This window comes from Arthrobacter sp. TmtSoilC77 (genome assembly GCF_059739415.1).
The window spans coordinates 601,462-614,739 of record NZ_AP046050.1 but is presented as its reverse complement, the minus strand read 5'-3'; the positions used below and the strand labels follow the sequence as shown (position 1 = coordinate 614,739).

At 62.3% G+C, this 13,278-nt stretch carries 15 protein-coding genes; 6 read left to right on the top strand and 9 right to left on the bottom strand.

Annotated features, from left to right (window positions below; genetic code table 11):
• Window positions 1-7: 7 nt before the first annotated feature.
• The 3 genes from AC6I99_RS02990 to AC6I99_RS02980 form a co-directional block, all read right to left on the bottom strand.
• Window positions 8-805 (bottom strand): amino acid ABC transporter ATP-binding protein, encoded by a 798-nt coding sequence (locus AC6I99_RS02990; protein WP_275965067.1) that lies wholly within the window; start codon window positions 803-805, stop codon window positions 8-10.
• Entirely contained in the window at window positions 802-1,590 is a 789-nt protein-coding gene (locus tag AC6I99_RS02985; RefSeq protein WP_224166298.1) for an amino acid ABC transporter permease, read from the bottom strand. Before AC6I99_RS02985 ends, AC6I99_RS02990 begins: the two co-directional genes overlap by 4 nt.
• Window positions 1,591-1,681: 91 nt before the next feature.
• Window positions 1,682-2,548: an ABC transporter substrate-binding protein gene (locus AC6I99_RS02980; protein ID WP_224166297.1), complete on the bottom strand. Its 867-nt coding sequence runs from the start codon at window positions 2,546-2,548 to the stop codon at window positions 1,682-1,684.
• A gap of 181 nt (window positions 2,549-2,729) precedes the next feature.
• Here AC6I99_RS02980 and AC6I99_RS02975 point away from each other — a divergent pair, with 181 nt between their 5' ends.
• The 3 genes from AC6I99_RS02975 (at window position 2,730) to AC6I99_RS02965 (ending at window position 4,788) form a co-directional block, all read left to right on the top strand.
• Window positions 2,730-3,827, top strand: coding sequence for a LacI family DNA-binding transcriptional regulator (locus tag AC6I99_RS02975; protein ID WP_497946744.1), 1,098 nt, complete (start codon window positions 2,730-2,732; stop codon window positions 3,825-3,827).
• 68 nt (window positions 3,828-3,895) lie between these two features.
• Entirely contained in the window at window positions 3,896-4,354 is a 459-nt protein-coding gene (locus AC6I99_RS02970; protein WP_497960207.1) for a hypothetical protein, read from the top strand.
• Between the two features lie 2 nt (window positions 4,355-4,356).
• Entirely contained in the window at window positions 4,357-4,788 is a 432-nt protein-coding gene (locus AC6I99_RS02965; RefSeq protein WP_497946746.1) for an SRPBCC family protein, read from the top strand.
• Between the two features lie 7 nt (window positions 4,789-4,795).
• Here AC6I99_RS02965 and AC6I99_RS02960 read toward each other — a convergent pair whose 3' ends face one another.
• From AC6I99_RS02960 to AC6I99_RS02935, 6 genes are all read right to left on the bottom strand, one after another.
• Window positions 4,796-5,173: a cupin domain-containing protein gene (locus AC6I99_RS02960; RefSeq protein ID WP_216922055.1), complete on the bottom strand. Its 378-nt coding sequence runs from the start codon at window positions 5,171-5,173 to the stop codon at window positions 4,796-4,798.
• Window positions 5,174-5,204: 31 nt separating this feature from the next.
• Window positions 5,205-5,753 (bottom strand): hypothetical protein, encoded by a 549-nt coding sequence (locus AC6I99_RS02955; protein ID WP_497960204.1) that lies wholly within the window; start codon window positions 5,751-5,753, stop codon window positions 5,205-5,207.
• 76 nt (window positions 5,754-5,829) lie between these two features.
• Window positions 5,830-7,491 carry a response regulator transcription factor gene (locus AC6I99_RS02950; protein WP_497960202.1) on the bottom strand — a complete coding sequence of 554 codons (1,662 nt, stop codon included), beginning with the start codon at window positions 7,489-7,491 and terminating at the stop codon, window positions 5,830-5,832.
• A 67-nt stretch (window positions 7,492-7,558) separates the two neighbouring features.
• Window positions 7,559-8,683, bottom strand: a complete 1,125-nt coding sequence (locus AC6I99_RS02945; RefSeq protein ID WP_497960200.1) for an App1 family protein phosphatidate phosphatase — start codon at window positions 8,681-8,683, stop codon at window positions 7,559-7,561.
• 30 nt (window positions 8,684-8,713) lie between these two features.
• Window positions 8,714-9,007, bottom strand: a complete 294-nt coding sequence (locus AC6I99_RS02940; protein WP_497946751.1) for a putative quinol monooxygenase — start codon at window positions 9,005-9,007, stop codon at window positions 8,714-8,716.
• A 33-nt stretch (window positions 9,008-9,040) separates the two neighbouring features.
• Entirely contained in the window at window positions 9,041-10,039 is a 999-nt protein-coding gene (locus AC6I99_RS02935) for a LacI family DNA-binding transcriptional regulator (RefSeq protein ID WP_497946752.1), read from the bottom strand.
• Between the two features lie 177 nt (window positions 10,040-10,216).
• Here AC6I99_RS02935 and AC6I99_RS02930 point away from each other — a divergent pair, with 177 nt between their 5' ends.
• The 3 genes from AC6I99_RS02930 to AC6I99_RS02920 are packed head-to-tail and all read left to right on the top strand — an operon-like array spanning window position 10,217 to window position 13,185.
• Window positions 10,217-11,329: a substrate-binding domain-containing protein gene (locus AC6I99_RS02930; RefSeq protein ID WP_224094087.1), complete on the top strand. Its 1,113-nt coding sequence runs from the start codon at window positions 10,217-10,219 to the stop codon at window positions 11,327-11,329.
• Between the two features lie 18 nt (window positions 11,330-11,347).
• Window positions 11,348-12,394: an ABC transporter permease gene (locus tag AC6I99_RS02925; RefSeq protein WP_416418043.1), complete on the top strand. Its 1,047-nt coding sequence runs from the start codon at window positions 11,348-11,350 to the stop codon at window positions 12,392-12,394.
• Window positions 12,391-13,185 (top strand): ATP-binding cassette domain-containing protein, encoded by a 795-nt coding sequence (locus AC6I99_RS02920; protein WP_224166288.1) that lies wholly within the window; start codon window positions 12,391-12,393, stop codon window positions 13,183-13,185. The genes AC6I99_RS02925 and AC6I99_RS02920 overlap by 4 nt, the downstream gene beginning before the upstream one ends.
• Window positions 13,186-13,278 lie beyond the last annotated feature (93 nt).

Below are 13,278 nucleotides of genomic sequence, written 5' to 3'. Positions count from 1 at the left end.
CCGCCCATCACAGGACTTCCGAAAGGAAGCGCTGCAGGCGTTCGCTGCGCGGGTTGTCGAAGAGCTCAGCGGGCGTGCCCACTTCCACCACTTCGCCCTCATCCATGAAGACCACTTGATCAGCAACCTTGCGGGCAAAGCCCATCTCGTGAGTCACCACCAGCATGGTCATGCCGCGGCGGCCGAGGCCTGCCATGAGGTTCAGGACACCCTTGACGAGTTCCGGGTCCAGCGCGCTGGTGGCTTCGTCGAAGAGCATGACTTCGGGTTCCATGGCAAGCGCCCGGGCGATGGCGACGCGCTGCTGCTGACCGCCGGAGAGATCGCGGGGCCGGTGGTCGGCGCGTTCGGCGAGGCCCACTTCGGCGAGCCGGCGCCGGGCGCGTTCCCGTGCCTCCTTCTTGGACATTCCCTTGACGCTCCACAGAGCCAACGCCACATTTTCCAGGGCTGTGTGGTCAGGGAAGAGGTTGAAGTGCTGGAACACCATGCCGATGCGGGCGCGGAGGATGTCCGGCTTGACCTTGAGGGCGCTTTCGCCTGCGAGAAGCACGTCCCCGCTCTTGGGTTCGTGCAGGCGGTTGACGCCCCGCAGGAGGGTGGACTTGCCGGAACCGGACGGACCGATGATGCACGTGGTGGTGCCTGGAGCCACATTCAGGCTGACGTTGCGGAGTACTTCGACGTCGCCATAGGCCATGGTCAGGTTCCGCAGTTCCAGGCTGGAGCCGTGGAACTTTTCGATGTCCGGGGTGGTTTTGTTTGTGCTGGCACTGGCTGTGTTGCTGCTGCTTGTGAGGTTCACGTGTTGCTCCCGGTGATGAGCGGCGATGCCGCATCGAGTTCCTTGACTTCCTTCAGCCCGCTGGTTGGGGCTGTGGGACGGCGGCGACCGGTGCGGAACTTGTTATCGAAGTAGTTGACCAGGTGGGTCAGTGGCACGGTGATCACCAAGTAGAAGATGCCTGCCATGACCAGCGGCGAGAGATTGCCTGAGAGTACTGCGGCATCCTGGCCCACACGGAACAGTTCACGTTCGCTGACCAGCAGGCCCAGGAAGTAAACCAATGAGGAGTCTTTGACGATCGCAATGAACTGGTTTACCAGCGCAGGCAGCACCCGGCGGACGCCCTGTGGCACCACTACCAGTGCCATGGACTTGGAGTAGCTCATGCCCAGGGCCCGGCATGCCTCGCCTTGGCCTTTGTCCACGCTCTGGATGCCTGCACGGAAGATTTCTCCGATGTAGGCGCTGGCGATCAGACTCAACGCAATGATTCCCAAGGGATATGGCGAGGGTCCAAACACCGACTGGCTGAAGCGGGCAAAGCCCTGCCCGATCAGGAGGATAGTGAGGATCGCGGGCAGTCCACGGAACAGGTCTGTGTAGACCCGCGCCGGGATACGCAGCCACTTTGACCGCGAGATCCCCATGACCGCCACCACCATGCCCATCACTACGCCGAGGATGGTTGCTGCGATGGAGATGATCAGGGTGTTGAGGAGTCCAACTCCCAGGAGTTGGGGCAGTACTTCGATCATTGAATCGACATCGAAGAACGTGCGGCTGATGGTATTGAGCCAATCCATTGAGTGCTCTCAGACGTTTGTTGGTTTTCGGATTGCCGGGCGGGCTTTGGGGTTTGGCCCGCCCGGCAATGTTGGTGGGTTTCCGGTTGCGTTACTTTGCAGCCGTTGGTGACGGGCTGGAGGTCTGCTCGGCCTTGGGCAGGTATTGCTCGGGCATCGGCGAGCCCGGGAACCACTTCTGGTAGAGCTTCTTCCAGGTGCCGTCTTCCATGGCCGCGGCAAGACCCTTGTTCAGGGCTTCCTTGAAGGCGGGCTTGTTCTTGGCAATGGCAAAGCCTGCCGGGGCGTCGAAGGACGGGATGTCAGCTGCACTGACCAGTCCGAACTGCTCCTGGTACGCCTTGGCTGCCTCGTAGTCCAGGAAGTGGGCGTCCACTGCGCCGCTGTTGACGGCGGAGATTGCGGTGTTGTTGTCGGGGAAGCGGACCAGCTGTGCGGAGGTAAAGTTCTTGACCGCGTAGGCTTCCTGGAGCGTGCCCTGGACGACGCCCAGGCGCTTGCCGGACAGGCCGTTGACGTCCTTGATACCTGACGTCTTGGTGGTGATGACCGTTAGGTAGCCGGCCAGGTAGCCGTCGGAGAAGTCAACGGTTTCCTTGCGCTTGTCCGTGATGCCAATGGCCGCGACGCCGACGTCGAACTGGCCATTGGCTACTGCTGCGAGCAGGCCGGAGAAGTCCTGTCCGGTGAAGACAACCTTGTCCACGCCGGCACGGTGGGCCACGTCCTTGAAGAGCTCCACATCGAAGCCGGTGAAGTTGCCTGAGCTGTCCGTGAACGTGTAGGGCTTCGAGTCGCCCAGGCTCGCGACGCGGATGGTGCCGGGTTCGATCAGGCCGTAGGGGTTCTCAGCCGAGCTCGAGGTCCCGGCGGAGGATCCACCACAGCCGGAGAGGGCGAGGATGGCCGCCAAGGCTGCTGCTGCGAGCGCTGCCGGGCGGAAGTTCAGTTTGATCACAGCGTTGTCCAATCGTGGGGAGGGCCAGCGGTGCTGTCTGGGCCGCTTTTGGGGTCTAACTCGATGTGAGGTCTTGTTGAGTCCGGTCTCAGCCCTTAGGATTGAGACCGGACTCACATCGATTGATTGAAAATGTAGCGGAAGTCACAAGCCGCGTCAACACCACTTCTGAAAGGTGAACATGAGTACTGACGGATCCCGACGGCGGGACGTGACAGTTGCCGACGTCGCCAAAGCCGCCCAAGTCTCCAAGGCCCAAGCCGCGCGCGCACTGGGCAACTATGGCGCCGTCAGCGAGGACGTTCGGGAACGGGTCCTCGCAGCAGCCGAGGCGCTTGGCTATCGCCCAAATGAGCTTGCGCGCAGCATGAACACGGGCAAATCCAACACCATTGGCGTAGTGGTGGGCGATATCGAAAACCCGCACTTCGGCCTGGCCACCAGAGGCATCACCGACACGGCGAAGAAGAGCGGTTACAACGTCATCCTCATCAACACCGACGAAGAACGGGCCGCCGAGGTGGACGCCGTCCAAGTGCTTCTGGACAAGCGGGTTGATGGGCTCATCGTTGCTCCCGCTTCATCAGTGGAAACCTCACATTTGAAGGAAGTCCGCGACTCTGGCCGGCCCTTGGTCCTGCTGGACCGCGCCGCCGAAGGACTCGACGTCGAGACCTTCGCCGTGGACATGGGCGCCATCTCCTACGAGTCCACCAAGTACCTCATCGAAGCAGGCCACCGACGCATCGCGTTCGTCTCAACCGTTCGGACAGACGGGCCCTACGTGGCGGGGATGCCGCTGGATTCCTCGCAGATCTCGGACCGCCTTGAGGGAATCCGCCGCGCCTTCGAGGAGGAAGGCCTCGGCCAGCCGGTAGACCTGGTCCGGCTCAATGCCGGCGATGCGGAGTCCATCATGCGAATCACCCGTGACCTGCTCCAGGGGCCGGATGCTGCCACTGCCATCATTGCCTCCGACGGCCTCATCGCCTTGAGCGTTGTGGAGGCCATCCAGGAATCGGGCCTCTCCATCCCCTCGGATGTGTCCCTCATCATGTACGACGATTTTGCCTGGACCCGTCTCACCACTCCCCCGCTCACAGTCATTGCGCAGCCCGTCTACGACATGGGAATGGCTGCCGCCACTGCGTTGATCCGGCAGATTGAGGGCAGAAAATCTTCCTCGCCCGCTGGACCGCCGTTGGAGGCGCGACTCGTGCGCCGCGGCTCAGTCGGTTCGCCGAAGGACGTCGGGGTGCTGAGCCAGACGGGCGGCTAGCCCCTGCCAAACCTCTTGCACGCCCAAGAGAAACGACCACACTGGAAGCATCAGGTGAGGAAGCTGACATGCCAAAAGTGGAAGTGGATCTGGATACCGTCGTCCCGCCGGGGAAGGTACGGGAGGCATTGCTGGACTTTAGCCCGCGTCGGCCGGAGATCTGGCCAGGTATTTACCCTCCCATGTACGAGGTTTACCAGGTGGGTGAGACCTTCGCGGACATCAGAGAAGGAAGCAAAGCTCCCGGTGGCGTGATCTGGGCCAAGGAACACTACGACTGGGCAAACCCCGACGAAGTGAAGTGGACGGTCCAGGAGAGTAATTTCTGCGCACCTGGAAGCTACGTGAGCGCGCGAATCACACCCAATGAGTCTGGCGGTTCACGCATTCACATCACGTGGAACCGCAGGCCCACCAGTTTGATGGGGCGATTGGCCACCTTCATGATCGTCGTGACCCGGGGTGCGCCAGTGGCAAGCTCCCTGCGAATGGGCCTGAAGAAGTTGGAAGCGAAAGGCGCCACCTAGTCATGATCAAATCCGCAGAGAGCGTTGTCATAGCCCGGACACCGGAGGAGGTCTTCCAATATGTGGCGGACCTTCGCAACGAACCGAGCTGGCACGTTGACATTGCCAGCGTGCCTGGCCAAACCGACCCTGTTCCAATCGTTGGCAGGACCTACCCGCTGAAGTTCAAACCCTTCATGGGCAAGACCGACGGAACTTTCACAGCGTTGGACGTCAGGCACGGCTCACGCTTGCAATACAGAGCCAACTTCGCCGGACTGCAGCCACGCATCACTTATACGGTGGAGCCGGCCGTGGAAGGCGCCCGCTTCACTCGAGGCGTGGAGATGCAACCAAGCGGGGTCAAGGTGCTCATGACCCCGGTGATGGCATACATGGTTCCCCGGCGAAACAAGGTCTTTGTCCAGAACCTGAAGCGCGTGCTGGAGTCCTGAAGGCGGCCTAGCCAACTTCCGATTGCAGGTTCTGCTCGACGACAGCCAAGGTGCGGGCGAGTTCCTCAGTAGGACTGAACTCCACCAGAATGGTCCCTGGATCAAGCTCATCAGTGTGCCCGGGCGGCGTGTAGTACGCTTCGCCGGCTTCGACGATCTCGTCGCCATCAGGCAAGTGCATGGTGAGCCGGCCCTTCACGACGTAACCCCAGTGGTGGCTTTGGCACCGGTCATCCGGCAGACCCTTGTAGAACGGCGTGAAGTCGCCTCCCTCTTCGAACCTTTCAAAGGCGATGGTGTATCCGTCGGCCTCCCGGTATCGGCCCTCGTAGCCGGTCATGCGCTCAACGCGGGCGCTCTCGTCATCAATCGATAGCTTTGCCATTTCCTTGCTCCTTCTTTGTGATAGCGCGGGTTCAGGCCCGCGCCGTGGTTTCTGCCGCAACGATGAGCCGGCCCAATCCTTCCCTGCTTGCCCGCGCCCACTCACGCACAGCGAGTGACCTGAGAACAGGAAAACCAAACATGGCCAGCAGACCCGGCAGCCCACTGGCCCGCACCAGCCGGCATGTGTAGGTGACGTCGCTCTGTTCCGCAGCCGCTTCAATTTCGTAACGATGGACCAGGAGCCAAGCAGCCTTTGTCCCATGTTTTTTTGACTCCAGAGCGGACTCCGTGACCCGTTCAAACATCCAGGGCCGAAGCGCCTCCGTGACCACAGACGAATCCCTCATCCTGCAGATTCGGTCCTCAGCCGTGGAAGTAAACTCCGTTCCGGCGGTTGCCTGCCCAGGAGGGGCCTGCATGGACAGAAGCGTGGATGCCTCGGCCCCTCCCCACATCATGTGATGGGGCAGATCAGCGAGGACGTCGAAAACGATGTCCGCCGGGACAGTGGCATGTTGATGGACTGTCACGGCGATTTCACGATCGAGGACGTTGCCTGCTGTTCGTTGCTGCTTCATTCCGCACCTCCCGTTGGCTTTTTGCGGATAGTCAAAGCATGTGGCGACGGCGGCAGGAAAGGATGGGGAGCATCCCCTATTTAAGGCCCTGGTCTTTGGGGGATTGACGCAGGACGAATGCTGCCGCTTCGCCCCGGCTGCGCATTTGGAGCTTGGCGAGGATGCTGCTGACGTGGTGCTCGGCGGTCTTCGCGCTGATGAACAGGCGATCAGCGATCTCGCTGTTGGTCAGGGCCTCGGCAAGTAAGCTGAGCACTTCGCGTTCGCGCCGCGATAACAGCCCCAGCGCCTTCGGCCCCGTGCGGGCGGGGCCGCCAAGGGCGCGAAGAAGCGCTGCTGCCTTGTCTGCCATGCCGCCGGCACCCGCGTCGTCGAACGCCGCGAGTGCCGCTCCCGCCTCGTGAACAGCCACTTCAGGGTCCGTCTCACGCAGGGCTCCGGCCAGCGATAGATGGGCGCTCGCGGCCTCAAGGGGCATGTTGAGCTCAGCAAAAATCGAAATTGCTGCGTCCAGCCGTTCACGTGCCGAGGCCACGTCCCCCAGGGCAGCTGCAACGCGACCAGCGGCGAGATGCGATGCCGCAAGTGACCGGGGCCATTGCGTCCGGGCTGCGACTTCATCAAGACGTTCGGCTGTCGCTCGGGCTTGGCCGACGTCACCTTGTGTCAGCTGGACCTCGGTCAGCAACGCCAGTAGCGGCACCGTGAGCAGCCCACCTCCGACGTAGTGGATCCGGCGATGCAGCAGCGCTGCGGCAACTGCAGTGTCGCCCACTGCAAGCCGGACTGCCGCCGTTGCGCGCAAGGCGTCCGGCCGATCCTCGAAGCCAGCGAGCAATCGGCTTGCCTCCTCCACCCGGCCCTGCAGGAGTCGCAGTTCCGCCAGCTTGGCAGCGGGGTGCACACAACGTGCACGATGACCGCCTTGGTCCAGTTCATCCAGCGTCCTGGTGAGCCAGCCCTCGGCGCTCGCGATGTCACCGGCGGCAAGGAATATCTCCGCGCAACACGTACCGCAGAATTCCAGCAAGGCCGGATGGCCTGTACTTTGCATGAAGCGCAGGACGGTCTTATTCCACTGGCTGAGTCGAGATGTATCGCAGGCTTCTTCGCTGGCGCGCGTCACAATGCAGCACACGTCGCCGAAGATCATCTGATCGTGAACTTCCCCGGCGGTTGCCACGACCATGGCCTCATCAACCAGCGTCATGCCTTCCAGCACGTTCCCGGAGGCTATCGTCCCAAGGCCCTGGAGGGCGAGGGCCACGGCCTCAAGGTCCGGGTCATTCCACTTGCGCGCCAACTCAAGCGCAATCCTGGCATCATCACCCGCAGAGGCTGGGTCGGCCCGTAGCAAACCGCGCGTCAGCGCCATCCAACCCCGTTCGACGCCTTCCGGCAAGCGGAACGCAAGGCCCTCCGCCCGTGCCAGCCAACCCCGGCTGACCGCCTCGCTACCCAAGGCATCCGCGTATTCGCGGGCCAACCACAAAGCCGTACGAAATGCCGGAGAGTCCTGGCCCAGCCGACGAAAACCGGCGTAAGCAGCTGTGCGCTCCGCAATGGAGCGATCAACGTCGCGAAGCCACCACAGCGCGCGTCCCAAACCATCGTGCGCTGCAGGATCATCCTGGATCAGCAGGACGGACTCGAAAGCCTCCGCCGCTGCATTCCAGTCGGAAGCAGCGAGGAAATGATCACCCGCAGCCAGGCCTTCAGACACCGAGGCATTGACCATGTGTTCATTCTGCTCTTGGTGGTGGCTGCACCAACAGCCCTGCGGGGTCCCGGCCCGCAGCCGCCGTTCAGTCGCCCTGCTCCGGCTCGTCCGCTGAGCGCACGCTGCTATGGATGATGCCCAGTTCCTCCAGCTGCGCGGACATCCCGGCACCGTCCGGAGCATAGATCCAAGGGATTCCCGGCGTAGGTTGTCCCCCGGACTTCGACCTGCCGCCGGCGAGCACCGCCTCACCTACTGAGAGCTGCCGGATGGCGATTGCCCTGACGTTCTGCGGGTGGTGATGTGCAAACTCGGAATAGATGGCTTCGTCGTGCTGTCCGTCGTCGCCTACAAGCAGCCACTTGATGTGGGGGAACTCCTCTGCGAGGCGTTCCAGGGACGTGCGCTTGTGCTCCCTGCCGCTGCGGAACCAGCGGTCCGGGGTGGGTCCCCAGTCAGTCAAGAGCTTCGGCCCTGCAGGGTAGAGATTGCGGGACAGGAACCGTGACAACGTCGGCGCCACATTCCAGGCCCCGGTGGACAGGTACAGCACGGGGGCCGTCGGCGCCGTCCTGGCGATCCTCTCGTAGAGGACGGCCATTCCCGGCGTTGGTGTCCTCGCATGCTCATTGAGCACGAAAGTATTCCAGGCTGCCAGGAAGGGCCGGGGAAGGGCTGTCACCATCACGGTGTCGTCAATATCGGAGACCACACCGAAGTCTGCGTCATCCGCCACGATTTCCACCGGAGCCTCAACAATTCCGGAACTCCCCGATTGCAGGGTGATCGTGTGCCAGCCAGGATCCAGGGCTGCCTCAATGCGGACATCGACGACGCCTCCACGATCGGCTTCGACGTCGTGGACGGTGCCGGCAATCGTTACCTGTACGGAGGCGTGTGCAACGGGTGCACTGATGAAGTTCCGCCAGCCGCGCATGCTCTCCTGCAAGGGGTTGGCATGGCCGGCGGCGTCCCTCGGGTCACTACGGACAACCCGTGCCAGCACCCGGACCCAGGAAGTTGTGCCGTATCCGGTGTACGGGATGACGGTTTCCACCCGACCCCGCCGGATGGCGAGGCGCGTCTGGAACCTCAGCCACGCGTCGTCGAGCCTGACCGCGAGATGACGGCCCTTGTCGATTCCGGGCGAAAGGGGCTGGGCGTCGTCGCTCTTGGACAAAATGCGCGGTTTCTCAGGACGGCGAAACATGCGTCCAGTCTGGCATGCCCGGGCGGAAGGCTACGATACGGCGTTAAGCCAAGTAAGGACGGAGCCGTCGCCTTCAATGTGTTCGGCCAGTTCCGCGTTGAATTTTCGGCCGTAGTCTGCGGTGATGTGCTCCTGGAAGGCTTCCTCGTCGCGGTAGACCTCGAACACGAAATATTCCCGCGGATTGGTTTCGCGCGTGTACGGCAGGAACGTGACGTTGCCCGGTTCTTGCCGGACGTGCCCTGCGAGTTCTGCCATCATTTCAGCGACCCTGTTTTCGCTGCCTTCCTTGACGGTGAATTCCGCGTACAAGGTTTTGGTCATGTCCGGTCCTTTGGTCGATTGAATGGTTGTTGGTTAGTTCGGGGGCAATATTTCGCCCGAACCCCTGGGAATGAGTTCCGTCGGGACGACATACGTCTGCGGCGGGCGGTTGTCGCCGTCGATCCTTGCAAGGATCCGCTCGGCAGCGAGCTTTCCGATCCGTTCAGGGTGCTGGGCAATGACGGTGACTCCGGGCTCCATCATGTCGGCCAGGGTGAAGTCGTCAAATCCGACCAAGGCGACCTTGTGGTGCAACCGGAGGGTTTTCAGCGCCCGCATGGCACCGAATGTCACCAGGTTCTGACTGGAGAAAATCGCCGTGGGAGGGTTCTTGGAAGTGAGCAGTTCCTGTGCAGCCCGGAGGGCCGTTTCCTCGTCGTGAAGATTCTCGCGGACCGCAACCGTGGAGGTCGCGATGCCGGACCTGCTGATCTCGTTCAGGAACCCTGTCCGCCGTTTCACGGCGGTCTGGATATCGGTGCGGTCCCCAAGATAGGCCAACTTGGTGTGGCCATGCTTGATGAGATGCGCGGCTGCCGTCGCGGCTCCCACTTCGTTATCGGTGACTACTGCATCCGCCTCGATGCCCACGGGCTCGCGGTCGATGAACACCAACGGCAGGTCCCGTGAGTGTTCGGGGATCATGTACGCCTGGCTCTTGGCGATGGTGGTGAGAACAAGTCCATCCACCCGACGCCCCAGGAAAGCCGAAATCAGCTTCCGTTCGCGGTCCGGATCGTCATCCAGGCTTGAGGCGAAGACTGCGATCCCCCGCTCGCCAAGGGCATCTTCCATGGCGCGGTGGATCTCGCCGCTGAAGGGGTTGGACACGCTCGGAAGCAACAACCCGATGGATTGGGTCTTACGGCCGGATCGCTTCAGGCTGCCGGCGGTGATGTCCAGGTGGTATTGAAGTTGCTCCGTTGCCCGCAGGACCCGCTGGCGGGTTTCCTCCGAAACGCCTGGTTCGTCGTTGACCACCCTGGAGACCGTCTTGATGCCTACCCCGGCAAGGTCAGCAACGTTTTTCATCGTGGGCGGCCTGCGCGCAGGATCGGGTTGGTAACGATTAGACACCGTTGTCAAAGAAACACTCCTCAACTTCAATTAACACTTGACTGCATTGTGTGAGCTTGGTTACATGTTAGCTGACAACGTTGTCATGGGGGAATCACTCGCCATGAGCAGCCACAAAAAACAGGAGTTTCAATGTTGAGTTCCAAAGCTTCGAGGTCGGCAAAGACCCGCCTTCTTGCCGCTGGTGCAGTACTGACGCTGGGCGCGCTAAGCCTGACTGCCTGCGGCGGCGGCTCCTCGCCTTCGTCCAGCGCGGGCAGCAATGAAAAGATCGGCGTTTCGCTGATCGTGAAGACCACGTCCAATCCGTTCTTTGTGTCGATGCAGGATGGCGCCAAGAAGGCTGCCGAAGCTGACGGCGTTGATCTGAAGCTTGCTGCAGGCAAGGCCGATGGTGACGAAGACACCCAGATCCAGGCCATCGAAAACGCGATCTCCAAGGGCGATAAGGGAATTCTCATCACCCCCAACGGCCCGTCCGTGGTGGATGCCCTGAAGAAGGCCAAGGACGCCGGCTTGTTCGTTATTGCCCTGGATACCCCGCCGGACCCTGCCGACGCCGCTGACATCACGTTTGCCACGGACAACTTCGCCGCCGGTGAGCTGATCGGCAAGTGGACGGCCCAGCAGCTGGCGGGCAAGAAAGCTGTGATCGCACTTGTGGACCTCTTCGATGACAAGGTTGTGTCCGTTGACTATAACCGTGACCAGGGCTTCCTGACCGGCATGGGCATCGACACCGCCGACAAGAAGAAGAACGGCGACGAAGCCAAAACGGGCAAGTACACCGGCGGCAAGGGCGGCGAGTACGAAATCGTCGGCAGCCAGGCTTCCCAGGGCGCCGAAGACGGCGGACGTACTGCCATGGAAACCCTGCTGGCCAAGAACCCCAACATCAACGTCGTCTACACGATCAACGAGCCTGCAGCTGCCGGTGCCTTCGAAGCACTGAAATCCGCGGGCAAGGAAAAAGACGCCCTGATCGTCTCCGTTGACGGCGGCTGCTCAGGCGTGAACAACGTCAAGTCCGGCGTCATCGGCGCCACGGCACAGCAGTACCCGGTGAAGATGGCCGAGCTTGGCGTCAAGGCCATTGTCGACCTCGCAAAGACCGGCAAGAAGCCCGCCAACTCCGAGGGCCTGGACTTCTTCAACACCGGAGTGGAGCTCGTCACGGACAAGCCCGTGGACGGCGTGAAGAGCATCACCACCACCGACGCTTCCCAGATCTGCTGGGGCAAGTAAGTTCAGGAGCAAGCTAAAGTGACCCAGCAACAGACCGCCGGCCCCCCGAGCGCCGGGCACGCTGACCTGGCCGAGGAATTCCTTGACCGCCAAACGCCGCTCAGCAGAATCCGCAACATCCTCCACCGCTACCCCGCCCTCAGCCCGGCCATTGTCCTGCTGATCGCGGTGGTGGTCTTCGGACTCCTCAACGACCGCTTCCTGCGGGTGGAGAACCTTTCCCTGATCACCCAGCAGGTCGCCGTCGTCGGAACCCTGGCCATCGCCCAGACCCTCATCATCCTGACCGCCGGAATCGACCTCTCCGTCGGCGCGGTCATGATCCTGTCCTCGATGGTGATCGCGCAGATGGCCGTCGGCAGCGGAGTCCCGGGTCCCCTGGCCCTCATCGCCGGGCTGATCGTGGGACTTGCTGCAGGCGCCCTGAACGGTTTCCTCGTGACACGATTCCGGCTCCCGCCGTTCATCGTCACGCTGGGAACCCTGAACATCTTCATCGCCCTGACCCTGCTCTACTCCGGCGGCAGCACCGTCCGCGGATCCGCGATGCCGGGTGTGCTCACCTGGCTGGGAAGCACCTTCCCGATCGGGCCGGTCCGCATCTCCACCGGCGTCGTCATGATGCTCCTGCTGTACATCGCCGTCGCCTTCATCCTGGGCAAAACCGCCTGGGGACGGCACGTCTACGCCGTCGGAGATGACAAGGAAGCAGCCCGCCTTGCCGGTATTCCCGTCAACCGCGTCCTCATGAGCGTCTACCTTGCCGCGGGCGCAGTCCTTGCCGTCGGCGCATGGATCCAGATCGGCCGTACCAACGCCGCAAGCCCCAACGCCGGCGTCGATCTGAACCTTGACTCCATCACCGCCGTCGTAATTGGCGGAACCAGCCTCTTCGGTGGCCGCGGCTCCATCTGGGGTTCGCTGCTCGGGGCGCTGATCGTGGGCGTCTTCCGCAACGGACTCTCCCTGGCCGGCCTGGATGTCCTCTACCAGACCCTCGCGGTGGGCATCCTGATCATCATTGCCGTGTCCGTCGATCAGTGGATCCGAAAGGTCAAGTCATGACCATGACTGAATTTGCAGCCTCACAGACCGAAACCCGCGAGCCCATCCTTAAAGCCAGGAACCTCGTGAAGACCTTCGGCCGGGTGGTTGGCCTCGACGGTGTCAACCTTGACCTCTACCCCGGCGAAGTCCTGGCCATCATCGGCGATAACGGTGCCGGCAAGTCCACGCTCATCAAATGCCTTACCGGCGCCGAAGTTCCGGACACAGGAGAAATCTTCGTGTCCGGTCAGCAGGTGCACTTCAAACGGCCACAGGACGCCCGGCTCCACGGCATTGAAACGGTCTACCAAAACCTGGCCGTCTCGCCGGCCCTGGATGTCGCCTCGAACCTGTTCCTCGGCCGTGAAGAACGCCTTCCCGGGCCCCTGGGAAGCCTGTTCCGGATCCTCGACACCAAGGGCATGCGCAGGAAGGCCAAGGAAGAACTCACCCGGCTGGGCATTTCCACCCTGCAGGACGTCACCGTGCCGGTAGAGAACCTTTCCGGCGGCCAGCGCCAGGCAGTCGCCGTCGCCCGCGCCGCGGCCTTCGGATCCAAGGTGGTCGTCCTTGACGAACCGACGGCGGCACTGGGCGTCCGTGAATCCAACCAGGTACTGCAGTTGGTCCGCGACCTCCGCGACCGCGGCCTGCCTGTCATCCTGATCAGCCACAACATGCCCCACGTGTTCGATGTCGCCGACCGCATCCACATCCAGCGCCTGGGCAAATGCGCGGCCACCATCACCCCGCAATCCCACACCATGACCGACGCCGTCGCCATCATGACAGGTGCGGCCAAAGCCTGACGGGCGCCGCCCACCTTCCGTTCCAGCACCGCACAATCCGCTCCAGCGGAACCCCCTTCTCCGTCCGCGGACCTGCCCACAGGTCCGCGGACG

Bases quoted from the DNA above. Each gene is read 5' to 3' on its own strand.
- AC6I99_RS02935 (WP_497946752.1), bottom strand. From the start codon at position 10,039: ATGAAAAACGTTGCTGACCTTGCCGGGGTAGGCATCAAGACGGTCTCC.
- AC6I99_RS02970 (WP_497960207.1), top strand. From the start codon at position 3,896: ATGCCAAAAGTGGAAGTGGATCTGGATACCGTCGTCCCGCCGGGGAAG.
- AC6I99_RS02985 (WP_224166298.1), bottom strand. From the start codon at position 1,590: ATGGATTGGCTCAATACCATCAGCCGCACGTTCTTCGATGTCGATTCA.
- AC6I99_RS02930 (WP_224094087.1), top strand. From the start codon at position 10,217: ATGTTGAGTTCCAAAGCTTCGAGGTCGGCAAAGACCCGCCTTCTTGCC.
- AC6I99_RS02975 (WP_497946744.1), top strand. From the start codon at position 2,730: ATGAGTACTGACGGATCCCGACGGCGGGACGTGACAGTTGCCGACGTC.
- AC6I99_RS02965 (WP_497946746.1), top strand. From the start codon at position 4,357: ATGATCAAATCCGCAGAGAGCGTTGTCATAGCCCGGACACCGGAGGAG.
- AC6I99_RS02960 (WP_216922055.1), bottom strand. From the start codon at position 5,173: ATGGCAAAGCTATCGATTGATGACGAGAGCGCCCGCGTTGAGCGCATG.
- AC6I99_RS02950 (WP_497960202.1), bottom strand. From the start codon at position 7,491: ATGGTCAATGCCTCGGTGTCTGAAGGCCTGGCTGCGGGTGATCATTTC.
- AC6I99_RS02920 (WP_224166288.1), top strand. From the start codon at position 12,391: ATGACCATGACTGAATTTGCAGCCTCACAGACCGAAACCCGCGAGCCC.
- AC6I99_RS02955 (WP_497960204.1), bottom strand. From the start codon at position 5,753: ATGAAGCAGCAACGAACAGCAGGCAACGTCCTCGATCGTGAAATCGCC.
- AC6I99_RS02945 (WP_497960200.1), bottom strand. From the start codon at position 8,683: ATGTTTCGCCGTCCTGAGAAACCGCGCATTTTGTCCAAGAGCGACGAC.
- AC6I99_RS02940 (WP_497946751.1), bottom strand. From the start codon at position 9,007: ATGACCAAAACCTTGTACGCGGAATTCACCGTCAAGGAAGGCAGCGAA.